Below are 26,910 nucleotides of genomic sequence, written 5' to 3' on the forward strand. Positions count from 1 at the left end.
ATAAAAGAAATATGCGTACTAGTACGTATATAACCATGTTATGAGCAATTTCTCAAAATTTTAAGGTAACATTTTCTACAAATAAGACACTTAATTATAAATGATAAAAACTTAATGATGAAAAAAATAATTTTAATTATTTCTTTATTTGGAATATTTAGTTTGATTAATGCTCAGGAATATGTCGAATCTAAAACAAGTATTCCTTCTAATAATGCAAATAATGCTATAGGAGAAAAAAATGCAATTTGGAGAAACAATCAAATTGCTCCTCCAATCGAAAACAACTTTCCAAACTCACAAAATTGGTGGTCAATTTTTCAAACTCAATTTAATGATACTAGATATGACGCTCAACTAGCTTTTGGGCTAAACAGGGAAGATTTATGGTTGAGATACAATTTTAATGGTAACTGGAAAAATTGGAAAAAAATTATTCTTTCAGATTACAACGGGAATGTTGGAATAGGTACAACCACTACTAGCAATGGAATATTAACTGTAAATGGTGACAGTTATAGTACAATGCGTTTAGAAAATGATACTCCAAATAGAGAGGCTAGCATTAGATTCAGATCAAAAAGTAACTCTGGTGGAACGTTACATTCTGATATTTCTTTGTATGCTACAGGGAATAATCAAGGATACTTAGGATTTAAAGTTCCTCACAATAATACAGTTAATAATGGCTATGATATGATTATTAATCATAGTGGAAATGTCGGTATTGGTACAACTAACCCTGAATCTTGGAGATTAGCCGTTAATGGTAAAATTAGAGCAAAAGAAATCAAAGTAGAGACTGGATGGTCTGACTTTGTATTTTTTGATGATTATCAACTACCAACTCTACAAGAAGTAGAAAATCACATTAAAGAGAATGGACATTTAAAAGATATCCCAAGTGCAAAAGAGGTAGAAGAAAATGGAATTTTTTTAGGACAAATGGACTCTAAATTACTTCAAAAAATTGAGGAACTGACTCTTTATACAATAGCACAAGAGAAAAAAATGAACATTCAAAACGCTAAAATTGAAAAGCTTGAAAAGGAAAATCAGGAATTGAAATCTTTATCTGAGCGATTAGCTAAAATTGAAAAATTATTAGAATCCCAAAAATAAAAAGCTTATAACACGAATGTATGAAGTCATAATGCCCTAACGGGACATTACGCCTTATACATCAATCGTTATGTGCAATTCCAAAAATGAGAGAGTTAAAACAAATATATTGTAATAAAACCAGTGACTTGCCTACCATAAAAGTTATCAAAGAAGAGTTGGAAAATAATGATCGGATAAGAATAGATTATAATTCTAAATTTAAATTCCGATTTCTAAAAAACTTAAAAAAATATATTGAAAATATTAATCAAAATCTCAATGTTGAAATTCACAAGGGAGAATTTAAAGATCTGAAATTTTATAATATCTATAGTTTATTTTCAGACATAGAAATTGAAAAAAGTTCTAGAGAATTAGAAAAAGCTATTAAAAGTTACAGGTTAACGTCTGAAAAACTGATAACGGAATTTGAAGAAAAATATGAATACAGTTTTATAGATTCAAAAAAAACATTCCTAGAAATAAGGAAAGTATTAGAACTTGATGAAAATAAATTATCAAAAAATTGGAGATATAATTTCCATGGAGGAGATATATGCTTTTCTAATTCTAAAACAGGGCAAGTTGTAGATATAAATTTAAAATTTGATGGCTATTATGGCGTATTAGACTTATGGTTCTTTCAATACTATATGGAAACAACAAAAGAGTTTAAATCATTAAGTCATAAATATAAAGACAATACCCCAAAGTTGGTTCAAACACTCAACTTGCTTAAAGAAAAAGGAAAAGTTAAATCAATTAAATCAGAATTATTTGACTCGGACAAGCTGATTTGGAATAAAAAAGCACATAACAATGATGGCTACAATAAATACTGACTTTAAAAAACCCATCATGGAATGGAAAATAATTAAAGAACATAAAAGAGAATATGCTGATACATCTTATTATCTAAAAGCTGAAAAAGACGTAACAGGAGGAACTCTTATCTTAGAGATTAACTGGATTGAAAATTTCATGTATGATTTATCAGTTCATTTACACACAAAAAATACAGGACTAAAATCTATTTTCAAAAAGGTATCAAAACGTTATGTTTATGGTAATTTAGTTTTCCCAAGTGATCGAATTGAAAAATATGGACATCAAATAATGAGAATTACAGATGATTCCCCTATGAAGAAACTCAAAAGATTAGATGAACTTCAAGGTGATAGTATCCTCAATTGGAACTTATCAAATAAACATGATTTAGAGATTAAAACATTATTACCCGAGAAGATAAATTAGAAAAAAACACATAACACGGTGTCCTATAAAACATAGCTAATAAGTGCTAAACCGAAAGGTTTGTGAGTAGAAATCCACTACCACTCATACGCAAGCCCCATACAACCCAACCCTATTCAGTCAAAGTCAAAACATCAACCATCAACTTTCCAAAGATCCAATAATCTAAATATCCAACTTTCCAAAAAAACTCCAAAAACACTGGTAACAATTCTATAGTTCCATACACAATAGTATAGTGACTCGCTACAAAAGCGGGTGTAATAAGAATACTAATTATAAAAAAATTGAACGTATGGCACAAGAGAACCAAATTAGTGTAGTCATTCCGCAAGAAACTATTGATGAAGTAGCTACTAAACTACAAGAATGTAAAACTGCGTTAGCCCCTTTTTTACAGGCGTTAACCGCTAACGAACGATGAGGGCTTTTTAAAATGGGTGATAAATCCTTACCTACGGTACAAAAGGTAAAAGGATATACAGAAACCAATCCAGAGTTTATGCCAGGCTATATGGATAAAGACGAGTTCTTAAAAGATGAAACCGTAGTATCCCAATTAACTCCTATTGCCAATGTGCTGGAACAATTGTTTTCTGATGTAGATGACACTCGACTATTAGCCGGCAGTGAAGCCCTACAAGCTGCATTATTGTACTACGGACAGGTAAATGAAGCCAACAAAAAAGGAGTACCTAGCGCCAAACCGATTTATGAGGATTTAAGAAAGCGGTTTTCTAAAAAATAATTTTTTCGATCACGAAACCCCGATAACATCACCAGAAAGATTCGTCCTTGAGTCTTTCTGGTTTTTTTATGAATATATAGTACTCAAAGTTGAGTAAAAAACACTCGTCGTTGAGTATAAAATATTCAAAACTGAATATAAAAGACTCAAGTTTGAGTAAAAAACACTCAAAATTGAGCAAAAAACACTCAAAATTGAGTATAAATCACTCAAATTTGAATATAACAGACGCGACCTCATTTTGGCAAACCATCAACTAATTATCAACTTTTTTACTCAGATAACATCTCGATACATCCGCCAGAGGCGGACACTCGATGTGACGTATTAGTTAAGGAGTAAAGAAGGTAGATTGAGGTTCACCACGAAGTTCGAAATTCCCACTTAGAAGGGGGTTAAGGGGATGTTATTTATGAGTAGTGAGTACAAAGTAAAGAGTACGAATTAGTAAGGAGTTAATGAGTGATGAGTTTGTGAGAAATGAGAAGACAGGAAAAAAGAAGTTAATGAGGGTTGTGAGTTAAGCGGTCCTCCTGAGGCGGACAGGTCTCGAAACTGGTAGTCTGAGCTTGTCGAAGACCAAGATACCCAATAACAATACGGTTTCTAAAACTGGAAATAAATAAATGGTTGAAAATCGGCAGCATAGGTTTGATAACAGATAATAGCTACAACAGTTGCTATTAGTCCTTTAATCACCACATTACTTTTAATAAACTGATCTAGCAACCAATCTTTGGTTTTGTAAGGCAACCAATGTGTAATATACCCGATCAGCATTACAATGAAAACCACTCTATATTCCCAAAGTACTGCTAATGCGTTCGTCCAATCCATATTAGTCATTATGGACTGATAAAAACGATCGATATGATCCATACTATTCCCTCTAAAATAAATTCGGGTAAAGGTGATGAAAACAAAAGTGAATGTAATCTTCCATAAGGTGGCTAACCAAGTATTAGAATTTTCATAAGGACTGATTGTACGCCAATACTTATAAGCAACAACTCCTAGACCATTAAGTCCGCCCCAGATCACAAATTTCCAAGATGCTCCGTGCCATAACCCTCCTACCAACATGGTGATCATAATATTCACATTTCTATTAAAATGCCAGGCGATTTTAGATGAAAAAACAGTAATAACAAGTAGCCCTCCTATTATAGAAGTGGCAATAATAGCCATCCCAAAATCTGCAAATGCCAATGCTCCTAAAAAAGTAAAAATAATAATAAATATATAAGAGAAAATACTTCCGTTCTGATTTCCTCCTATTGGGATATATAGGTAATCTTTTAACCAACTGGATAGTGATATGTGCCACCGTTTCCAGAAATCTCCACAATGTATGGCCTTATAGGGTGAATTAAAGTTAACTGGTAATTTATATCCCATGAGCAATGCCAATCCAATAGCAATATCTGTGTATCCTGAGAAATCACCATAAATCTGCAATGAATATCCGAACATTGCCATAATATTGGTAAATCCAGAAAACATTTCTGGAACATCAAATACGCGATCCATAAAATTCATGGCTATAAAATCTGCAAAAAGCATTTTCTTGATCAGTCCTTTGAGAATCATGAAAGTCGCATTACCAAAATCTTTTTTGGTAATATTAATCTCTTTTCTGATCTGTGGTACAAAATCTGCCGCACGAACAATAGGGCCAGCGACTAACTGAGGAAAGAAACTCACGAAAAAACCAAAATCAATAATAGAATTTAATGGTTTGATCTGTTTTCTATAAATGTCTACACTATAACTTATTGTTTGGAAAGTATAAAAAGAGATACCTACTGGTAATATAATCGCATCTACAGTAAAATAATCTACATTTGCCCAAGTATTAGCAAACTGTGCTAGATAATTAATTATCTGATAGTCTGTATCAAAAAGACTATTATAAGACTCTGTAAAGAAGTAGGCATATTTAAAATAGCAAAGTGTTCCAAGATTAACAATAACACTAAAAGCTACTAACATTTTCTTTACTAAAACAGATTTAGTATGATAAATGGCTTTACCTAAAAAGAAATCATTTACGGTGCTAAAAAGCAGAATTCCGATAAATAAACCACTAGTCTTATAATAAAATAATAAACTAATGGCAAAAAGATATGCGCTACGGAGGCTCTTTTTACGATATACAATTGCGTACAAAAAGTAGATCGCTGCAAAGAATATCCAGAAATCTGCTTGCGTAAATATCAAAGGAAAATCCTCTGAAAAAGAAAAAATATTTTTTAATCTATTCATTAATTATTTGATTCAAAACAGAATTTGGCTCTAACTTCAATTCTTTTTCCCACGAACTTGTCAATGCCTTTAATAATAAATCTGCTTTAATTCTATATCCCAACTGTGTAAAATGTATTCTATCTCGTGGCATCAATTTATTTTGATACCAATCTTTGGAGGAATTAAAACCACCCATAATTTCATAAAAATCCCAAACTCCCATTTTATGTTTTTTCGCCAAATCATAAATAATCTTCTGCATTACTCTTGTTCTAGGATTTGGATATTTCCTCTTATAATAAGAATCATTAGGTACTGTAAGCAAAACTGCACAGTCAGGATTCGCTTTTTGAACGGTTAAAATAAGATTTTCATAATACTTCTTATATTTTTTTGGCTTAAAATCAGGGTGGTATCCATCATTAGTTCCAACAGAAACTATAAATAAGTCAGGCTTATAAAGCATCAATTGATTATTAAAATACTTACACCTATTATAAAAGCTAAAACTGGCCCCGTTAACCCCTATCGTCGTATATTCTACGCCTCTATTATCATTCATTAATTCCATCCCCATCATTAGGAACTCGGGGTTTTCTGGATTCCCAATTCTTTGTATACAAAACTCTAATTCTTCTAGTGTTTGTGTAAGTATAAACTCAATAAAATGGGCTTCTTTATTTACTTTGGTATCCGCTATTAATCCTGATTCTTTAAAGTTAATTTCATAATCATCGCTCCAATTATCATAAAAGACTCTGATTCTATTAAAATCATATTGTTGCGCATCATAACCCCTATGATTAGCTTTAATTCTTATGTTAGCAATAGAATCCTTAAAAACAGCACTCACGCCTGCCATTCCCCAAGCTACACTATCCTTTTTTATAGAACAACGATATCCGGTCCAATTCCCGTCGAACTCTACATTATAATTACTAGGGTTATTTGTGCCAGCGATTTTATATGGATAAATAAATCCACGTTGTCCTTTTGCGGTGGGACTCATATGCTGTAAATATGTTCTCAATCTATTCGAATAAATATCCGCCTGAATATGGGATCCACCAATATGAAAAATATGGATGTCTTCTTCACTTCCATTGACAATTGTATCCAGCTTACGAAATAATTTGGCAAATGAAGGCGAATCTTCTGCGAACTTGATTTGATTAGCTTCCCAATTTACAAAAGGGTATTTGTTTTGAATCGTATCCAAAACATAATCTTGAGCCATTACCAAAGAACTAACTATGAATAAAGAAAAAAATAATATGCTATGTCTCATCATTTGGTTCTTCTTTTAGGTCAAGGTATAGGGCTGTGAAAAACAATTCCGAAATAATTTTAGTTCCTTTCCAGGTAAAATGCATATAATCATTAGCCGTGAGCTTTTCTTCTACCCAAAAAGGCATAGATCCTTTTCCTCCCATAGCATCATACATACTCCAATAAGCAACATTATTCTGAGAACAAGTTTCCATTAATTTGGTATTAAGATATGGTAATAAAGGATATGTTTCCATCTTACCATTTACAGGAAGGCACATATCAGTAGGCCCGATAAATACAAAGCTTACATTTTTAGTTCTACGTCTCAACCAATTTATTTGATTGACAATAGATTTAGCGTAATTATCCACTTTTGTAGAATCCTTAAGATACGGCATTGTATTTCCTCCATACTGCATAATAATGATCTTCGGTTTTAGACTCCTTGTCATCTGACCGTAGATAGAAGCATTTGTACTAGAAAAAATTGTCCCAGAAGAACCACGCATAGCTACATTATCCATCTGAACTCTTGATCCTCCATCTAACGTTAACCCGTAAAAATCAGCACTTACTTTTCCTTCTAATTCAATTTTTAAATTACTAGGAGTAGTACTGGTTTTTATTCTATATTTATGATATTTCCCATCAGGAATCAAACTATCTTGTTGAATTAACTTCCCTTCATTATACACAGAAATTTTTATCGGAAAATTACAATTTCCATAATGCAATCCTATGTTAGTAAATCTTCTGAATTTAGCATATGCTTTTTTAGATTTACCAATGGTTACAGAAGCCTTAACTAATGGTAAAGAATCTAATAAAACACTATCCGGAAGTACCTTTTTATGTTCTGTAAATCTAGATACAGACATGTAGGCACCGTATTTCCTATGCTTAAATTTCTCTTGTGTTGGGTCAAATCTAGCATATCTAAACCAGTTCTCACTTGGTTTTACAATCGCCGCAATTTGATTATATACAGGTTTCACAGGAATAAACCCAGGACCACTCCCTCCGTACATTCCCTGCAGCCTGTTACGTATATATCCAGTAATTCTATCGCCTTCAATCTGAGAATCTCCATAATGCAAAATTCTACACGATTTGGAAGATAGTTTAGCTTGTAACTCTTTGGCAAAATCAGGATTACCAGCCGGATATATTATCCTTTCTAATTTTGTTGTGTCTATTTTGGAAAAATCAGGTCGTTGTATACTATCTTTTTTGGCTAGAACATCAGATGTTATATCTGGCTCTAAATCCGATTCATCTGCCACAGGAACTACAGTTTCTGTAACTTTAAGAATATCTTGTCTAGTTATAGAAGAGTCTTTTTCTAATGCTAAAAACGTTTTATAAGTAGGGTACTTAAGAGAAATACCTTCGTAAGAAAATCCATCTTCTTGAATTTGCTCCTTTTGAATTCCTCCTTTTTTGCTCAAAAACATCAACCCAAATAACCCACCCAATAGGAGTATCAAAAACAGGGATATTTGAATAGGTTTGATTTTCAAGACTATCGGGGGCTTTTCGTTTTTGTAAAAATAGAAAGTTTTTGCGAAATGCAAAGAAATTATTAATCTATAGTAGAGAAAAGATATACTACATGTCACTTTACATAAAAAAAGCTGCAATGTTTCCATTGCAGCATATAATTAAAACCTGTTGTACATTTTCATTTTTTTATTCAAAATTCGTCGATTCGAGTGCTTCGACTAAAAGAAGAAGTGTATCGAGAATAGGGTTTTGGATCACAAAAAGCTATTCTCGATACAATTTTCCTCCATTTTATTTTGGAAAATTACTCGAATTGACGCTTTTCTTTAACATTTCTTTCAAAATGCACAACAGGTTATTAAACTATAGCGTTTTACTTAAGCAAATATTGGGCCTCCACCACCACCGGATCCACCACCACACTGTCTAGCATTGTGAATAATTGCTGGGTAATTTAAAAGACAATACTGACTTGCACCTGATGGTTGTCTTGCAGTAGTTCCTGGGCAATTGCAGTCTAATCTGCAAGGTCCTAAATGAAAAAAGGGATAACAATTTCCTCGTGAAGATCCACCACCGTTAATTGTTTGTTGTTCTTTTTTAGTAATTGCTTGAGCCCCGTTTAGTTTTAAGAGATTTTTAAACATAATAAAAATGAATTAATATTAATATTCCTTGAGCCATTATAAAGGCAATCAAGGTTTTGCCTTCATAAAGAATAATTTGAACAGATAATATAATGACTGCTCAAAATAAAATTCCTTAGACTTAAAGATAGTGTAATTTAGGGAAATATCAACCTATCAAAAAGATAGCATAACATTTTATTAAATTAAAGCGATGAAAAAAAAGTTTGTATTATATTAAAAAAATAGCAAACAAGGTTCATTATTGTAATGAAGACACTAACTGCTTTACATCATTAATTACTTCTCTATATTTGTTTCTATTAGGCTTGGACATATGCTGAGATTCCAATATTACCTCTTCCAAAATATCTTTGGCTTCTGTAATTTTTCCTTTTTCAATAAGAAATTGAGCTAAAACATAGCGTTCTTTATAATTAGAATATCGTTGATCGATTGGTTTTAGATTTTCTTCTGCTTCTTTAGATCTGCCATTTTCCTCTAACGCCAAACCATATAGAAACTGACTTCTAGAGCCTCTAAAGTCTGATCTTAAGTTTATTTTTTCAGCACAAAAAATCACCTTATCGAATTGATTTGTTTGATAATGTCCCTCGAGTAATTTTTTAACAACTCCTGCGTCTTGATTATAGTTACCCTTCAAGGCGATTTCATATTCTTCTATGCCTGCGTTATAATCATCTATTTCATAGAATGCGTCTCCAAGATGCACTCGATTCTGAAAGGTGTCTGCAAATTCTACTTGCTTTCTAAGATCATTTACTTTCTTAGTAGGATTGATCACACTTACAATCTCATTTTGAACCACATCCAGATCTTTTTTATTAAAAACCTGGGTGACTAAATAGATAATACTACCAACAACCGGCAAAAATAAAATCAAAAAGTACCAATAATACTCATTTCTATTTTTGATAGCGTGATAAATACAAAAAACCTGTAAGGCGATAATTAAAAAATATGGCATCCAACGAAAATAACAAAACTCTACAATTTGTTTGTAGACAAAAACAATTAACCTCTAGTCAAAACTTCACGTAATTAACAATACTCATCTAAAAATCTGCATTTTACATCATTTTCTGTGCTCAAATTTGAACTGCAAGTTGAGCCCTTTGAATGTTAAAGTTATTAACAAAAAATAATTATCTATCTTTACAGCGTAAACATTTAACATCCTTAAAGTCATAACAGTAGACTACCTTATACAAATAAGTCCCAAATCTACATTGTTAATAACTTTCAAACTCAGTGTTAACAACTCTGAAAAGGTGTATTTAAAATACTTTAAAGTGAAAAGAATTATACTTGGAATTGCAATCTTTTGTATTGCACATACTAGCAATGGTCAATGTTCCACAGAAAATATTGATGAAACTCTTGTTGGCGTAACTAATGGTGGAATTGATGGTTCAACTGGCCAAAGTTTTACACCTACTTGTAACGGAATTTTAAACACTATTGGCGTTCCAGCACTAAACAATAGTGTAAATGCAACAGTCACTATACGTAGTGGTGAAGGTTATGGCGGATCTGTTTTGGGAACTTTACTTAATCAAACTACATCTCCTTCAACAGATTTTGCAAACGACTATTCCGTATTTGATTTTTCTTCATTAAACATAGTCCTAATAGCTGGACAGCAATACACATTCGATATATCCAGTACCGCACTTATCGTGTTCGATAATGAGACTGATCCTGATTATCCAAATGGACAACGCTATTCTGCAGGAACTGCTCAACCCGGAACTGATTTATTATTCTCATTGGATCTTACTGCTATTCCATGTACTGATCCAGATGTACCGATGGTAACTTTTGCTCCATCAACAATTTGTGACGGCAATAATGCCACACTTACAATTTCCGGAAATCTTAACGATGCAACAGCATGGCACATATATACAGGATCTTGTGGTGGTACAGAAATAGGAACTACAACATCTACTACTTTTGTAGTAACACCATCTTCACCAAGTACTACCTATTTTATTAGAGGAGAAGGTGGCTTATGTGTAATTCCCAGTTCTTGTGGAACCGTCAATGTTAATGTTACTGCAAATGATATTGTTGCATTCACAACTCCTGCAGATTTATGTTTAGATGCCGGCATACAAAACGGATTAGGTGGTGGAACTCCTACAGGAGGAACGTATACCGGACCTGGTATAACGGATGATGGTAATGGAACAACTTATTCTTTTGATCCAGCAACTGCAGGTCTAGGCACACACACAATAACATATACAAGCTCCGGTACTTGTAATGATAGTGACAGTGATACGATAGAAGTATTTGATGTACCAATGGTTACATTTACAGCTCCTGCCGATCTGTGTATTGATGCAAGTGTACAAACTGGATTAAGCGGTGGAACTGCAACTGGTGGTGTATATTCTGGAACTGGAGTGACTGATAATAGTAATGGAATGACTTTTTCCTTTGATCCAGCAACGGCTGGTGTAGGTGTTCATATCATAACATACAGCTTTACTGATGCCAATGGATGTTCTAACTCAGCATCAGATACAATAGAAGTATTTGACTTACCAATAGTAACATTTACAGCTCCAGCAGATCTATGTATTGACACAGGTGTACAAACTGGATTAAGTGGTGGAACTGCAACTGGTGGTGTATATTCAGGGTCAGGAGTTACAGATAATAGTAATGGAACAACCTATTCTTTTAATCCAGCAACAGCTGGTGTAGGTGTTCATACAATAACATACAATTTTACTGATGCCAATGGATGTTCTAACTCAGCATCTGATACAATAGAGGTATTTGACTTACCAATAGTAACATTTACAGCTCCAGCAGATCTATGTATTAACACAGGTGTACAAACTGGATTAAGTGGCGGAACTGCAACTGGTGGTGTATATTCAGGGTTAGGAGTTACAGATAATAGTAATGGAACAACCTATTCTTTTAATCCAGCAACAGCTGGTGTAGGAGTTCATACGATAACATACAATTTTACTGATGCTAATGGATGCTCTAATTCAGCATCAGATACAATAGAAGTATTTGACTTACCAATAGTAACATTTGCAGCTCCAGCAGATCTATGTATTGACACAGGTGTACAAACTGGATTAAGTGGCGGAACTGCAACTGGTGGTGTATATTCAGGGTTAGGAGTTACAGATAATGGTAATGGAACAACCTATTCTTTTAATCCAGCAACAGCTGGTGCAGGAGTTCATACGATAACATATAACTTCACGAATGCTAATGGATGCTCTAATTCAGCATCAGATACCATAGAAGTATTTGACTTACCAATAGTAACATTTACAGCTCCTGCAGATCTGTGTATTGATGCAGGTATACAGACTGGATTAAGTGGTGGAACTGCGACTGGAGGTATATATTCTGGATCTGGAGTTACGGACAATGGTAATGGAACAACCTATTCTTTTGATCCAGCAACAGCTGGTGTAGGAGTTCATATGATAACCTACAATTTTATTGATGCAAATGGATGTTCTAACTCAGCATCTGATACCATAGAAGTATTTAATCTACCAACAGTAACATTTGCAGCTCCTGCAGATCTGTGTATTGATGCAGGTATACAGACTGGATTAAGTGGTGGAACTGCGACTGGAGGTATATATTCTGGATCTGGAGTTACGGACAATGGTAATGGAACAACCTATTCTTTTGATCCAGCAACAGCTGGTGCAGGAGTTCATATGATAACCTACAATTTTATTGATGCAAATGGATGTTCTAACTCAGCATCTGATACCATAGAAGTATTCAATACACCAAATACTTCAATAGACGATTCTTCCACACCTACTTTTACCACCAATACAACTGGAGAATCCTACCAATGGATTGACTGTGATTCAAATACACCTATTGCTGGAGAAAACAACCAGTCTTTTACTGCAACTGAAAATGGTAACTACGCAGTAGAAATCACAATAAACGGATGCACAGAAAGATCTTCTTGTTTTGTTGTTGCAACTCTTAGTAATGAAGAGGAAGAAATTATTATTAATCAATTACGTGTATACCCTATTCCAACCATCGGTTTAGTTAATATTTCAATTCCTATAAAAAAAGCAACGGTATACAATATAATAGGCAAGAAAGTATTTGAAACACTTAATAATCCTTTTGATATTTCCGAATTAAGTTCAGGAGTATATTTTATTAATATTGAAGGTGAAAAAGGAACTATTATAAAACGAATTATTAAAGAGTAGAATCTCATTAAATTAAAACAAAAGCCTCTTAGTTTACTAAGAGGCTTTTGTTTTAATAGTTCCAAAAAATTATTATTTTAAGGTTATCACCAAATCATCTGCTTCCACCATCGTCCCGGATTTAAGTACTATTTTTTTGATCGTTGCACTCTCATTAGCAGTAATAGTTGTCTCCATTTTCATAGCTTCTATAATAAACAATGGATCGTTCTTCTTAACTTCCTGACCTGTTTTTACCAATACCGAGGATAAGGATCCTTGTAACGGTGCTCCTATCTGCTTAGTATCTGTTTTATCTACTTTTGCATGTACAACTTTATCAACCTTAATAGAGTTATCTTTAATCTCTACATTTCGGGTCTGACCATTTACTTTAAAGAATACAGTCACCATACCATCATCGTGAGGCTCTCCGATTGAGATTAACTCGATCAATAAGATTTTACCTTTATCTAATTCTATGATAATCTCTTCCCCTGGAGTCATTCCATAAAAGAAGTTTTTAGTCGGAATATTCATCACATTACCATACTTAAGATGGTGATTGTATGCACCAGTGAACACTTTTGGGTATAACTTATACGAAAGGAAATCTGTGATATCCAATTCTCTACCCATGCCCTTCTTGAAGACTTTTACAAAATCTTTGAACTCTGTTTCAAAATCTACTGGTTCCAGATGTGCGTTCGGCCTATTGATAAATGGTTTCTGATCCTTTAGTATTGATTTCTGAAGATCTTTTGGGAATCCTCCTTCCGGTTGTCCTAATTCTCCCTTGAATAAACTAACAACAGATTGTGGGAAAGAAATGGTTTCTCCTCTTTCTTTTACATCTTCTATTGTGAGGTTATTACTTACCAGATATTGTGCCATATCTCCTACTACCTTAGAACTTGGTGTAACCTTCACTATATCTCCAAAAAGGGTATTAACCTCGCCATACATTTTGGTGATTTCATGAAAACGATCTGCCAACCCCAACCCTTGTGCTTGTGGTTTTAGATTAGAATACTGTCCTCCAGGAATTTCGTGTTGATATACATCTCCCGTTCCTGCCTTAAGGCCAGATTCAAAAACATAATAATACTCACGAACAGCTTCCCAATAATTAGAATATTCATTCAACTTGGTAATGTTCATCGGATTCTCACGTTCATGGAATCTAAGCATTTCCATAATTGCATTAAAATTAGGTTGAGCCGTCAATCCTGAAAGCCCTCCAAGTGCAACATCTACTACATCTACACCAGCTTCAATAGCTTTCAAATAAGTAGCTGATTGCACAGAAGAAGTATCATGAGTATGTAAATGTATTGGAATATTAATTTCAGATTTTAATGCTGAAACCAACTCATAAGCAGCATAAGGTTTCAATAAACCGGCCATATCCTTAATTCCTAATATATGTGCTCCGGCATTCTCAATATCCTTTGCTAATTGCACATAATACGCTAATGTATATTTAGTTCGTTTAGGATCTAATATATCTCCTGTGTAACATAAGGAACCTTCGGCCAAACCTTGTGTGCGAGTTCTAACGTGTTCAATACAAGGAGCGATAGACTTCATCCAATTTAATGAATCGAAAATTCTGAAAACATCTACTCCATTTTCCCAAGATTGCTCCACAAATTTTCCTATCAGGTTATCGGGATAAGCCGTATATCCAACTCCGTTTGATCCTCGAATTAACATCTGTAATAGTAGATTAGGCATTGCTTTTCTTAATTCACGAAGACGTTCCCAAGGATTTTCTCTTAAAAATCTAAGACAAACATCAAATGTTGCTCCACCCCAAACTTCCATACTAAATACTTCTGGATGATTTTTAGCAAACCCTTCTGCTACTTTTTGCATATCATAAGTTCGCATTCTCGTTGCGAGCAGACTCTGATGTGCATCACGCATTGTAGTATCAGTAAAATGAACTTTCTTTTCATTCTTCAACCAGTCAGCAAATTTTTCAGGTCCCAATTCCGTTAATATATCTTTAGTCCCTTTTTTATATCCATTTGTTTGATCAAATTCTGGAACTTTAGGAAGAACAAAAGTTTTTGTTGGATCCATGGTTTTTACATCAGGATTACCATTTACAATAATATCTCCTAAAAATGTTGCTAACTTCGTGGCACGATTTCGAGATTCTTTGACAGCAAATAATGCTTTTGTATCTCTTATAAAATTAACTGTAACCGCTCCTTTTCTAAAAGTTTCATGTTTTAGAATATTATCCAAAAACGGCATGTTTGTTTTCACACCACGAATCCTAAATTCTGAAAGAGCTCTACGCATTTTTCTGCAGGCTCCATCCAAGGTTCTACTATTAGCAGAAACCTTTACCAACATAGAGTCAAAAAATGGTGAAATCGTTACTCCCTGATACACACTACCTGCATCTAATCGAATACCAAACCCTGAAGCACTTCTATACGTAGTGATAGTTCCATAATCGGGTTTAAAATCGTTTTCAGGATCTTCGGTGGTTATTCTACATTGTACCGCATATCCATTTACTTTAAGGCTCTCTTGACTTTCTATCTTGATTTGTTTATCCGATAACTGATAACCTCCTGCGATAAAAATTTGCGCTTTAATCAAATCGATACCAGTTACTATTTCGGTAACCGTATGCTCTACCTGTACTCTAGGATTTACCTCGATGAAATAAATACTATCATCATCATCCACTAAAAACTCTACCGTACCTATATTATTATAATCTACTGCTTTGCATATTTTCAAAGCATATTCATACAGATTATCCAAAATATCTTGCTCGACTCCATAGGAAGGAGCATATTCAATCACTTTTTGATAACGTCGCTGCACGGAACAATCCCGCTCAAAAAGGTGCACCATGTTGCCGTGATGATCTGCTACAATCTGTATTTCAATATGTTTTGGGTTTTCCACAAACTTCTCCAGAAAAACTGTGTCATCTCCAAATGCGTTTAAAGCTTCTCTCTGGGATTCAGGATACGCTTTTTCTAGCTCTTCCACACTTCTGATTACGCGCATTCCTCGTCCTCCTCCTCCAGAAGCGGCTTTAAGCATAACTGGAAACCCAATGCGTTTTGCTTCTTCGATTGCTACCTTTACATCTGTAAGATCTTCTTTATTACTTTGAATTATAGGAATATCGTTAGCAATAGCGACTTCTTTTGCCATTATTTTATCACCTAATGAGCGAAGTACCGATACTTTAGGTCCAATAAAAATGATATCGTTTTCCTCGCACCTTTGCGCAAAATCAGCATTTTCTGAAAGAAATCCATATCCAGGATGTATTGCATCCACATTATTCTTTTTTGCAACCTTTATGATCGCTTCAATATTTAAATACGGTTTCAAAGGCTCATTATCAGCTCCTATTTGGTACGCTTCATCTGCTTTATATCGATGTAAAGAATATCTATCTTCATAGGTATAAACTCCTACGGTTTGTAAACCAATCTCCGTACACGCTCTAAAAATTCTGATAGCTATTTCCCCTCGATTGGCAACTAAAACCTTCTTAATTTGCATGATAATAATTTTGTGTTTAAATAATATTTAGCGAACATTCGCTGCGAAGATATTGATTAGAAATAATACTTCCAATACATTTTAATCAGAATAAATTAAATAATTAAGTTTTGTATTAACAATTAACTAATTCTATTAAGTTGTTATAATGAACACTTAAAAATAAAAGTTACGATCGAACAACCTATTTCTGAATCTTATTATAGTAGGCTTTCTCTGTTATTTCTGACCATTTAGAAATTCTTTTCTGAAAGTTAGAATAACTTTCATATACCTCTTTGGATAAAGGATCATCCCCTATCATTTCCTGTATAGCTTCATCGGTAAAACCTCTTAACGCATCGAGTGTTTCTTTAGAAAATTCTCTAACCTCAACTCCTTCTTCATTTACTAACTTATCAAGATAAATACCATTCTGTTTATCAAATTCTGATAATACCCAAACTTGAGCTTGTTTAGCAGCTGCCTGTAAAACAGCTTGTAAATGTGGAGGCAAACCATCGTGTAGATTTTTATTAATAAAAAACTCTAATTGAGATCCAGTTTCATGCCAACCGGGAGTATAATAATATTTAGAAATTTTATGGAACCCCATTTTATAATCATGATATGGACCAATCCATTCTGTTGCATCAATAACTCCACGTTCTAAACTAGTATAAATTTCACTACCTGCGACTAAAACTGCAGCTCCACCTGCCTTTTCTAATACTTTGCCTCCAATTCCAGGCAAACGCATTTTCAACCCTTTGAAATCTTCTATAGAATTGATCTCACGATTAAACCATCCTCCCATTTGTACTCCTGTATTCCCTCCCATATAGGGCACCAAATTAAATTTAGCGTAGGTTTTTTTCCAAAGCTCATAACCACCACCTACTTCTAACCAAGAAGTAATTTGCTGACTATTCATCCCAAAAGGTACTGCTGCAAAGAATTGTGCTGCCGGGGTTTTCCCTGCCCAGTAATACGCAGCTCCACATCCCATCTCGATTGTTCCTTGTGAAACTGCATCAAACGCTTCTAGAGGTGGCACTAACTCCCCTCCTCCATACACTTTGATTTTAATTTGACCATTAGATAGTTCATCGACCCATTTAGCATATTTTTCCGCTACTTCACCAACAACAGGAAAATTAGGCGGCCAGGTCGTTGTCATTTTCCAATGAAATATTTTATTAGGTTTTGCCACATTGTAGGATGAAGAGTTGTTCATACTTGCAGGTGGTTCTCCTAAACAGGATAAAAAAAATGAATTGACTAATAACAATACGAATAACCTTTTCATATCATATGTTCGGAATAGCTGTGTTATATTAAAACTCATTTTTTAATTTTTATTAGACTCTCAATTTATAATTATTCCTAATTAAATACTATTTCTTATAATAAGAAATAGTATTTATGATGAAAACCATTTTGAAAACTAATCAATACTTATAAAAAGGAAGACCTAAAAATACATTGTAATTTTAGGTGAATTTTAATGCTTAAGAACCTAATACGGAATGAAATTTGAGCACTTTTAGAAGCAATTATATTTTAATATTTAAAATATAATATAACGATAACCTCTTTAACCTACCTAAAATGTCATTTTTCAGAAAACACCTCACAACTTCGTTGATAAAAAAAGATAATCTGTATAACACAGTTATTTCAAAACTCCCTATTCAAAATCGCATAGATTATTGCGAATCTTTGATTTGTAGAATTCAACTTGATTTGTTGCAATCAAAATGTAGGATACAAAAAAGAAAATTTAAAAAAATACTAAAAGCTGCCAAAACTGAAATAAACAGCCTAAAAAAACTTTAGTTATAGCTTAAAAAACTCTAATAGGTTTCTAAATTTACTTCGAATTAAAAATAATCTCTGGAAAAAACATCACTAAACTTACGATGATTAACTGAATCACAATAAAAGGAATAATTCCTCTATATATCTGGCTGGTTTTGACCGTTTCTGGTGCCACACCTTTTAAATAGAATAAAGCAAATCCAAAAGGTGGTGTTAGAAATGAAGTTTGTAAATTCAATGCCATCAATATTCCCACCCAAAGCATATTCATATCAAAAGCATTAAAAACTGGAGTTACTACAGGGACTATTATAAATATTATTTCAATGAAATCTATAAAGAATCCTGCAATAAAAATCACTAACATTACTAATAACAGAAACATCAAAGGAGTTAACTGAGAGGACATAATCAATTCCTGAAGATATTGATCTCCTCCTAATGTTCTAAACACTAATGTAAAAGTCGTTGCACCCAATAAAATAAAAAAGACCATTGAAGTTAACTTTGTGGTTTCTTGTGCCACCTCCTTTAAAATTTTAAAAGAAAATTTTTTCTGAACAATGGTTAGAATGGTCGCTCCCAGTGCTCCAATCGCGGAAGCTTCTGTTGGAGAAGCTACACCTGTAAAAATCGAACCCAAAACGATTACTATTAACAAGACAGGTAACAAGAGTACTTTAAGTATTTTAGGAATGAAATTATCGCCTCTAAACGCTGCAATTTCCTCAGCTGGAATACTTGGCGCATCTTCTTTATGGATAAAAGATTTTATTAAAATATACACAATATACAATCCAACTAAAATTAAACCTGGAAATAAAGCCGCAGAAAACAACGTTCCCACATCTACCGATGCAGCTCCTCTTGAAGAACTATTGATAGTATCTGCCAATAATACTAATACGATAGATGGTGGTATGATTTGCCCTAAAGTTCCTGAAGAAGCAATCACTCCTACTGCCAGTTCTGTTTTGTATCCTCGTTTTAGCATTGTGGGTAAACTAATTAACCCCATGGTAACAACGGTAGCTCCTACAATTCCGGTTGATGCAGCTAATAATGCTCCAACAATAACTACAGAAATCGCCAAACCTCCTCGCACTCGTCCAAACATCATTGCCATAGTTTCCAATAAACTTTGTGCAAGACCTGATTTCTCCAACATAATCCCCATAAAGATAAATAGAGGCACTGCCATCAAGACGTAGTTATTTACCACTCCCATAATCCGAGAAGGCAGTAAATAAAAAGTAGACATGATAAAATACTCTGGTGCGAAAATCGATACTCCAAAAGCAAAGGCTACAGAAATGCCTCCCAACGTAAAGGCTACTGGATATCCTTTTAGGATTAAGACAAAGATAATTACGAATAAGATGATTGCTAAAAACTCCATTAATTACCTCTATTAAAAATGATCTGAATCGATTTTAGCATCTGAGAAATACCTTGTAAAAGTAAAAAGACAAAACCAAAAGTGATGCAAAACTTAAGCACATATAAAGCAGGTAATCCACCTGGTTGCGGAGACCCTTCATTAATTAAGAAAGAAGATAATCCGTAATACCAAGAAGAAACAATTACCACATAACACCATGGAATTAATAAAAAAGCACCTCCTAATAGATCAATCCAGGCTTTACCTTTTTCAGATAACTTTGTATAAAACACATCTACTCTAACATGTTTTCCATATTTAAATGTGTATCCCGAACCAACCAGAAACAAGATTCCAAATAAATAGATCTCTGTCTCAATCATCCAAATAAATGTAAATTGAAATACATATCTAATAATGACATCTAATCCAATAACAATTGCCAAAAAAACCGCTACCCAACTTACCAGAGTTCCCATTTTTTCACCAATCCAATCGAGAAAATTTATGATTTTTTGCACTTAACGATTTATGTAAATAATATAAACGTTGAAGATACTAAAATTAGATACATTTAGAAATTGAATGCATCGTTAGTGTCACTAAGAAAAAGATATTAATTTACAATCTAAAATTTACCTTACAAAAACTAATTCATTTTCTTTAGTTGTATACTCTTCGCTGAAACTGTATCCATCATAATTAAACCCTTTCAATTCTTCTATTGTTTCTGCTCCTGTATCAATAATATAGCGTACCATCATACCACGAGCTTTTTTAGCGAAGAAACTAATTATCTTAAGTTTGTCACCTTTCCAATCTTTGAACTGTGGGGTAATTATTGGAACCTTTAATACGTTCTTATCGATCACACTGAAATATTCGTTACTTGCAAGGTTTACAAATAACTCATCATCTTCCAATTCTTCATTCAGTTGTTCAGTCAACTGTTTTTTCCAAAACTCATATAAATTATTCTTATTCCCTACTTTGAGCTTAGTTCCCATTTCTAATCGGTACGGCTGCATCAAATCTAATGGTTTTAAGATCCCGTATAGACCTGAAAGTATTCTTAGTTTATCTTGTAGCGCATCTAATTTACCTTCTGGAATACTATAACTATCTAATCCGATATACACATCTCCTTTAAACGCATACACAGCAGGTCTTGCATTCTCTGATGTAAAAGGAAGCTCCCAATCTTGATTTCGCTGCCAATTTAATTGAGCTAGATTATCACTAATACTCATCAGCTCAGACAATTTTTTAGGAGTTTTTTTCTGAAGCACAGCATTTAGATTTTCTGCTTCCGCTAAAAAAGATGGTTCTGTATATTTTTCTGTTGGTAACGATGTTTCAAAATCTAAGGACTTGGCTGGTGATACTACAATTTTCATTCAGGTGACTTTTATTTCCTCAAAAGTACAATAGTGTTCTGATAAATAAAATCAACTAGCGTAATTCTTGTCTATTAGGGTATCGAAATGTTCTATGTGATATAATATTTTAATTAGTCTGAAGAGGTATTATAGCATACTATTTTATATAACTCTCTTTTTTAAACCAATCAATACTTTTTTGAATCGTTTCATCTATAGATACTTCTGGCTCATATCCTATATCTCTTTTAGCTTTTTCTCCGCTAAGAAATTGTCCAGCTGACATAACTGCAATAGCTGTATCATTAAGCAAAGGAAGTTCTCCTCCGAACATTTTATATTGTGCCATTTTAATCTTGGATACCATTTTAGCAAGACGAATTGAAACTTTTTTAGGCATTTTTGGAAGTTTAGCGGTTTGAACTATTTTATTAACTAAACTTTCCATGGATATATTTTCGCCTGTAACTAAATATCGCTCTCCTATTCTTCCATTCAAACAAGCCAATAACAAACCTCTTGCTGCGTCACCTGCATACACTACATTTCTATTTCCATCAACATATCCTGGTAGTGTTTGATTTACAGTATTCGTTATCAGTCGCCCTGTTGATGGGCCATAATCAAACTCTCCAAAAGTCATAGAAGGTATTCCGATTACGATAGGTGTTCCTGATACTGCAGCTTCCCTAGCTATTTTATCCATTACATATTTAACCTGAACATAGGCTGATTTATTAACCGGCCTCTTATCATAAAACAGATCTTCACTACCGATTCCATTACTGGATTTTGGAATAGCAATTGCTCCGCCTAAATACAATCCCTTTTTTACACCACTTTCGTTAATTGCATTAACGAAATTATTCATTTGATGCTCCGCTATTTTAATTTCTTTTTTTAGAGGTTTCGGATCAGTGGGATAATATGCACCACAATTCAAAACATAGTCTAATCCTTGAAATGATTTTTTTAAACTATCCCCGTCATTTAAATCTGTGATTCTACTTTCAAAAGTTAAATCCCTTATAGCTGAAAGATTGGAAGTTTCTCTATGTAAGACTATCAGCTGGTTTTCTGAGTTACTTAAAATAGCTTTCGCAACATGATGACCAAGCATTCCTGTAGCTCCTATAACCCCTATCTTACTCATTTACATTAGTTTTATCTAAGATACTAACTAAATTCATAGTATATACATATTTGATTAAAACACAAGAAAACAAAAAAAGCCTATCCAAATGGATAGGCTTATGTTTTAAAAAAGTCAATATGTATATTATAATACTTTCACGTTTACCGCGTTCATTCCTTTTTTACCTTCTTGTAAATCAAACTCTACTTCGTCACCTTCACGAACTTCGTCGATTAAGCCTGAAATGTGTACAAAATGATCTTTGTTTGATCCTTCTTCTGTGATGAATCCAAATCCTTTGGAGTCATTAAAAAATTTTACTGTTCCTTTGTTCATTGTAAATAATTAAAGCGCGAATATAATATTATTTCCTGAATTTTCCTTATTTATTTAAAAATAAAGTTTTTAGTAACGTTTAGTTAATATTGAATACATTGTAGTAATAGTGCAAGCTTTGTGAACTATTACTACTCTTTTTTCACTCCATATTCTACCTCTTCCAACATCGAATCAAGTGTGTTTCTACCCATCCATTTTCCTTTAAGCATTACACCTTCAATAGTCTTGGTATTTTGTATGTTTTCTAATGGATTTTTATTTAATAATACCAGATCTGCTAATTTACCTTCAGCAATAGTACCGCTTGATACTCTATTCAAATATTTAGCAGGATATACAGTTACAGTCCTTAAGGTTTCATAAGGCGATACTCCTGCACCACAAATCAACTCCAATTCTCTATGCAATGAGAAACCAGGCAAAAACAACCCATACGTATCACTTCCTGCTAATAACGGCACTTTTTCATTACTCAAGATCTTAGTAAACCTTTGTTGCCATTCTAACTCATTTTGTAGCCTAATCAAAGATTCTGGAGCAGTAAACCAAGAATTAGTTCGATAATGAGTACTATCCGACATACAGTAAGCAGCGTATTTTTCTGGAAGATATTTAATTTCATCATTTCTTTTCAAAATCTCAAACTTCTCATCATCCGCATATCGACTAATCATTTCAAAAATACCTAGAGTAGGTGAAACATAAATACCACTTTCCTTTATTTTGATTGCAGCTTGTTTAAGATATATCGTGTCTTCTTTTTGTTCAGAACTAAAAATATTCATAAACTCTTCTATATGAGCGATTGATTTCATTTTTAATGAATATTCTAATGGAAGCTTTCTTTGACCATGACCTATAACCGGAATATTATATCGTCCTGTTTCTTCCAGAAGTTTCAGATATATTTCCTTTGGTAAATTATCGGCTATTTTCAGAAAATCATACCCTTTCTCTTGATGCATCTTAACCACATTTACAACATCAGTACTTGTTTGTAAATCTTTTGCTTTTAGATAGGGTCCTGAAGTCACATAATAAGGAGCCAATATTTCGTTGTTATTGGCCTGCTCTCTAATTTTTATTTGATCTTGCCCATCATATTCTGCCATATTCCTCGCTGTAGTAACCCCATTAGCTATCAGGAGCTTAAATTCATTTTCTGCATTATTTTCTAGATGGTAATGCATTTCTGCTAAACCAGGAATCAAATACTTGTCCTTAGCATTGATTATGCTATCAATATCTTTGGCTCTTTTTGCTGAAACTGGTTCAATTTTGGATATTTTCCCATCTATAATAATTACTCGTTGATTATGCAACACTATTTCCCTATTCATTGGAATAACGTGGACGTTTTCAAAAGCAAAACTTTTATGTTGACTAAATAATGAAGTGAAACTGATTACAACTAAAATGCAATAAGAGACAAAGGGTTTACTAAATTTATACATCTGGTATTATTTTATAATTAACAGTGTCAAACCTAGTGAAAGTAATTATTGGTAATGTTCGAGATTGTAAGACTCTAACAAATTCGAACCTATTTATATTTCTTCTTAAATGTATTTGGAGACATGCCTGTTTCTTTTTTGAAAGCAGTATAAAATGTTGTTTTGGATTTAAACCCACCTTCCATACCGATAGCTAATAGGCTATATTTATCGAACTCTGGATTAAGAATCATCTGTTTAATATCGCTTACCCTATAATGATTAATAAACTCAGAAAAATTCTTATCACAATTAGTATTTATCTGCTGAGAGAGGTAACCACTGCTTATTCCTAATTTTTTAGCAACCAAATCCCTACTCAAATCAGGATTATGATGAATATGCTCTTGTTGCATTAGGATAATCAATTGATCTATATATGTATTGGTTTCTTTCTTTATTGTAGATCTTATCTCTTTCTTAGAACGATTGAGAAGTTGTCTCACTTCATATTGCTCATTAGACAGTTTAAATTGATATAGTCCTTTATAAATCAACCAGTACATAAAAATTGAAACTGCAATCCATAAAAATGTTAAGGACATCTTAGATCCGTATAGAAAACGTTGTCCTTCTAAAACAATTCCATAAATTTCTAAGAAAGACATAAATATCCAGATCCATTTAATCCACTTAATAGCACCTTTTATTTTAGTAAAAAAAAGATACTTAGCAGAAAAAAGAATTAAAATAACCGGAAAAATAATGGAAGAGATACTGACTATCTTATAGAAGTAAAATATTGCTTCTTTTTTATAGACAAAGTTCGTCTTATATACATCAAATATAGTATCAAAAGAGATTAGAATATTGATTACACTAAGTATAATAAATGGGATATAAAGAAGTTTACTTTTCTTACTTTCTGCAAATGGATGCTTAACCTTCTTTAAGAAAAAAAGAAACAATGTTACCGGGTATAAAAACTGCCATAAAAAAAGGTCTGAAATCGAAATGATGATAGGGTTCCTTCCTAAATCCCAAAACCAGTTATTTATTCCAATAATAGATAACACTACAAGTGTGTATCCTAAATAAGAGTTCTCTTTATTTCTGAAAAATCTAGAAAACAAGATGATGAGTCCCAAAATGAATCCGTGAACAATTCCTATTAGGGTAAAAATTTCTATGAAAGATATTTCCATTTCTTTATTAGGACTCTAATATGCTATACATCCAATTGATTTTTAGCATACTTTCTCCAACGCTCTACACATTGCTCCATATCATCAGGTATAGAAGTTTCAAAATGCATTTTCTCACCAGTTATTGGATGTACAAACCCTAAAGTCCTGGCGTGTAACGCTTGTCTTGGTAAAACTTTAAAACAATTCTCTACAAACTGTTTATATTTAGTAAAAGTGGTTCCTTTAAGAATCTTTTCCCCACCATAGCGCTCATCATTAAATAATGTGTGGCCTATATATTTCATATGCACACGAATCTGATGCGTTCTCCCTGTTTCTAATTTACACGAAACTAAAGTCACATATCCTAGGCGCTCTATTACTTTATAATGCGTAACTGCTGGTTTTCCTTTATCAGCATCATCTCCTACAAAAACAGTATTTTGTAATCTGTTCTTAGGGTGACGTCCTATATTACCTTCAATAGTTCCTTCATCTTCGTTCATATTACCCCAAGCAATAGCTACGTATTCGCGTTCTGAAGTTTTATCAAAAAACTGCTTTGCTAAGTGAGTCATAGCTTCTTCAGTTTTAGCAACTACTAATAATCCACTCGTATCCTTATCAATACGATGTACTAACCCTGGACGATCACTACTATTGTTCGGTAGGTTATCAAAATGATAAATTAAAGCATTAATCAAAGTACCTGAATAATTCCCATGGCCCGGATGTACTACCATACCTGCGGGTTTATTAACTACCAAAAGGACATCATCTTCATATACAATATCAAGCGGAATATTTTCTGGAGTTAGTAAATTCTCATAAGGAGGATGTGAAAACAAAACCCGCACAACATCGTTTGGTTTTACCTTATGATTTGACTTTACTGCCACATCATTAACAAAAACACTTCCTTCCTTGGCAGCTTGTTGTATTTTATTTCGTGTAGCGTTTTCAATAAAATTCATTAAAAATTTGTCTACACGAAGAGGAACTTGTCCCGCTCCGGCTACAGACCGATGGTGTTCGTATAGATCATCTTCATTAGGTCCTAAATTTTCAATATCCGGATTCTCTTCCAAAAGTATGTTGTTTATGGTATTAATTTTATTGGGAAAGTCTTAAGTTTCCGCTCTCATCACCAACTACCAAATCGATAGTGGAAGTTTTCATTATTTTATCGCCTGGTTTTAATGCTTTTCCTTTGTACTTAAGCTCAAGCACCTGATCTGATGGATCTGGTTTATAAGTAATCGAACCTATCTTAAAACCTAACGCAACTAATCTTGGTTCTACCTGTCTTCTGGTTTTACGAATCACATTAGGAACCTCAATCTTGCGGTAACCTGATGGATTTAGCGTAACATAGATTTTTCTATTTTCTTTAACCATATTACCAGCCACAGGATTTTGTTCTATAACAGAATATCTAGGGAAATCCGGATTAAAATTGGCAGAATCCTGAACCTCATACCTCAAATCCTTCGACTCTAAAAGTGTTTTCACATCATCTAACGTCTTCTTACTTAAGCTCGGCACCACAATTCGCTGATCGTGGTTTGTAGAACCATCTAACCACTTCAATGCTACATAGCATAAAATCACGGTCATTGCTATTGCAATTACAAGTTGAATAAGAAATGTTTTACTCCAAATAAATCTCAAAAGTCCTTTTATAAAATCCATGTATCGATTGATAGTTTCGGCAAAGATATAAAAAC

General features: G+C 33.4%; 22 protein-coding genes. 6 read left to right on the forward strand and 16 right to left on the reverse strand.

Going from position 1 to position 26,910, the window contains the following annotated elements:
• Window positions 1-117 precede the first annotated feature (117 nt).
• The 5 genes from Q0921_RS12825 (at window position 118) to Q0921_RS12845 (ending at window position 3,106) form a co-directional block, all read left to right on the forward strand.
• A complete protein-coding gene (locus Q0921_RS12825; protein WP_299257428.1) occupies window positions 118-1,122 on the forward strand; it encodes a hypothetical protein in 1,005 nt (334 codons plus the stop codon).
• Between the two features lie 86 nt (window positions 1,123-1,208).
• Entirely contained in the window at window positions 1,209-1,946 is a 738-nt protein-coding gene (locus Q0921_RS12830) for a hypothetical protein (protein ID WP_299257430.1), read from the forward strand.
• Window positions 1,947-1,962: 16 nt separating this feature from the next.
• Window positions 1,963-2,358 carry a hypothetical protein gene (locus Q0921_RS12835; RefSeq protein ID WP_299257432.1) on the forward strand — a complete coding sequence of 132 codons (396 nt, stop codon included), beginning with the start codon at window positions 1,963-1,965 and terminating at the stop codon, window positions 2,356-2,358.
• Window positions 2,359-2,653: 295 nt separating this feature from the next.
• Window positions 2,654-2,782 carry a hypothetical protein gene (locus Q0921_RS12840; RefSeq protein WP_299257434.1) on the forward strand — a complete coding sequence of 43 codons (129 nt, stop codon included), beginning with the start codon at window positions 2,654-2,656 and terminating at the stop codon, window positions 2,780-2,782.
• Window positions 2,783-2,794: 12 nt separating this feature from the next.
• Complete coding sequence (locus Q0921_RS12845) at window positions 2,795-3,106, forward strand: hypothetical protein (protein ID WP_299257436.1); 312 nt, start codon at window positions 2,795-2,797, stop codon at window positions 3,104-3,106.
• 606 nt (window positions 3,107-3,712) lie between these two features.
• On the opposite strand, the gene Q0921_RS12850 is transcribed toward Q0921_RS12845, so the two are convergent.
• From Q0921_RS12850 to Q0921_RS12870, 5 genes are all read right to left on the reverse strand, one after another.
• The gene (locus Q0921_RS12850; RefSeq protein WP_299257438.1) at window positions 3,713-5,371 is read right to left on the reverse strand and encodes an MBOAT family O-acyltransferase; all 1,659 of its coding nucleotides are present in this window, start codon (window positions 5,369-5,371) and stop codon (window positions 3,713-3,715) included.
• Complete coding sequence (locus tag Q0921_RS12855; protein ID WP_299257440.1) at window positions 5,364-6,644, reverse strand: GDSL-type esterase/lipase family protein; 1,281 nt, start codon at window positions 6,642-6,644, stop codon at window positions 5,364-5,366. Before Q0921_RS12855 ends, Q0921_RS12850 begins: the two co-directional genes overlap by 8 nt.
• The gene (locus Q0921_RS12860; protein WP_299257442.1) at window positions 6,631-8,112 is read right to left on the reverse strand and encodes a lipase; all 1,482 of its coding nucleotides are present in this window, start codon (window positions 8,110-8,112) and stop codon (window positions 6,631-6,633) included. The genes Q0921_RS12855 and Q0921_RS12860 overlap by 14 nt, the downstream gene beginning before the upstream one ends.
• Window positions 8,113-8,505: 393 nt before the next feature.
• A complete protein-coding gene (locus Q0921_RS12865; RefSeq protein ID WP_299257445.1) occupies window positions 8,506-8,775 on the reverse strand; it encodes a hypothetical protein in 270 nt (89 codons plus the stop codon).
• A gap of 241 nt (window positions 8,776-9,016) precedes the next feature.
• Entirely contained in the window at window positions 9,017-9,742 is a 726-nt protein-coding gene (locus Q0921_RS12870; protein WP_299257447.1) for a CDC27 family protein, read from the reverse strand.
• A gap of 325 nt (window positions 9,743-10,067) precedes the next feature.
• On the opposite strand from Q0921_RS12870, the gene Q0921_RS12875 reads away from it, so the two are divergent.
• A complete protein-coding gene (locus Q0921_RS12875) occupies window positions 10,068-13,004 on the forward strand; it encodes a T9SS type A sorting domain-containing protein (protein WP_299257449.1) in 2,937 nt (978 codons plus the stop codon).
• A gap of 72 nt (window positions 13,005-13,076) precedes the next feature.
• Here the strand turns inward: Q0921_RS12875 and Q0921_RS12880 are convergent, their stop codons facing one another.
• The 11 genes from Q0921_RS12880 to Q0921_RS12930 all read right to left on the reverse strand — a co-directional run bounded on the left by Q0921_RS12880 (window position 13,077) and on the right by Q0921_RS12930 (window position 26,875).
• Complete coding sequence (locus Q0921_RS12880; RefSeq protein WP_299257452.1) at window positions 13,077-16,529, reverse strand: pyruvate carboxylase; 3,453 nt, start codon at window positions 16,527-16,529, stop codon at window positions 13,077-13,079.
• A gap of 184 nt (window positions 16,530-16,713) precedes the next feature.
• Window positions 16,714-17,856 (reverse strand): TRAP transporter substrate-binding protein, encoded by a 1,143-nt coding sequence (locus Q0921_RS12885; RefSeq protein WP_299257456.1) that lies wholly within the window; start codon window positions 17,854-17,856, stop codon window positions 16,714-16,716.
• A gap of 525 nt (window positions 17,857-18,381) precedes the next feature.
• A complete protein-coding gene (locus tag Q0921_RS12890; RefSeq protein WP_299257458.1) occupies window positions 18,382-19,728 on the reverse strand; it encodes a TRAP transporter large permease subunit in 1,347 nt (448 codons plus the stop codon).
• Window positions 19,728-20,231 (reverse strand): TRAP transporter small permease subunit, encoded by a 504-nt coding sequence (locus Q0921_RS12895; protein ID WP_299257460.1) that lies wholly within the window; start codon window positions 20,229-20,231, stop codon window positions 19,728-19,730. The genes Q0921_RS12890 and Q0921_RS12895 overlap by 1 nt, the downstream gene beginning before the upstream one ends.
• Before the next feature lie 114 nt (window positions 20,232-20,345).
• Window positions 20,346-21,107, reverse strand: a complete 762-nt coding sequence (gene yaaA, locus Q0921_RS12900) for a peroxide stress protein YaaA (RefSeq protein WP_299257462.1) — start codon at window positions 21,105-21,107, stop codon at window positions 20,346-20,348.
• Window positions 21,108-21,246: 139 nt separating this feature from the next.
• On the reverse strand, window positions 21,247-22,242 hold the full coding sequence (locus tag Q0921_RS12905) for an NAD-dependent epimerase/dehydratase family protein (RefSeq protein ID WP_299257464.1): 996 nt from the start codon (window positions 22,240-22,242) through the stop codon (window positions 21,247-21,249).
• A gap of 126 nt (window positions 22,243-22,368) precedes the next feature.
• Window positions 22,369-22,560 carry a cold-shock protein gene (locus Q0921_RS12910; RefSeq protein WP_299257466.1) on the reverse strand — a complete coding sequence of 64 codons (192 nt, stop codon included), beginning with the start codon at window positions 22,558-22,560 and terminating at the stop codon, window positions 22,369-22,371.
• Window positions 22,561-22,691: 131 nt separating this feature from the next.
• The gene (locus Q0921_RS12915) at window positions 22,692-23,903 is read right to left on the reverse strand and encodes an amidohydrolase family protein (protein WP_299257468.1); all 1,212 of its coding nucleotides are present in this window, start codon (window positions 23,901-23,903) and stop codon (window positions 22,692-22,694) included.
• A 203-nt stretch (window positions 23,904-24,106) separates the two neighbouring features.
• A complete protein-coding gene (locus Q0921_RS12920) occupies window positions 24,107-25,201 on the reverse strand; it encodes a helix-turn-helix domain-containing protein (protein ID WP_299257475.1) in 1,095 nt (364 codons plus the stop codon).
• A gap of 23 nt (window positions 25,202-25,224) precedes the next feature.
• Window positions 25,225-26,271, reverse strand: coding sequence for an RluA family pseudouridine synthase (locus tag Q0921_RS12925; protein ID WP_299257477.1), 1,047 nt, complete (start codon window positions 26,269-26,271; stop codon window positions 25,225-25,227).
• A 25-nt stretch (window positions 26,272-26,296) separates the two neighbouring features.
• Window positions 26,297-26,875 (reverse strand): PASTA domain-containing protein, encoded by a 579-nt coding sequence (locus tag Q0921_RS12930; protein WP_299257479.1) that lies wholly within the window; start codon window positions 26,873-26,875, stop codon window positions 26,297-26,299.
• Window positions 26,876-26,910 lie beyond the last annotated feature (35 nt).

The organism is uncultured Aquimarina sp. (assembly GCF_947496855.1).
Lineage (GTDB): Bacteria > Bacteroidota > Bacteroidia > Flavobacteriales > Flavobacteriaceae > Aquimarina.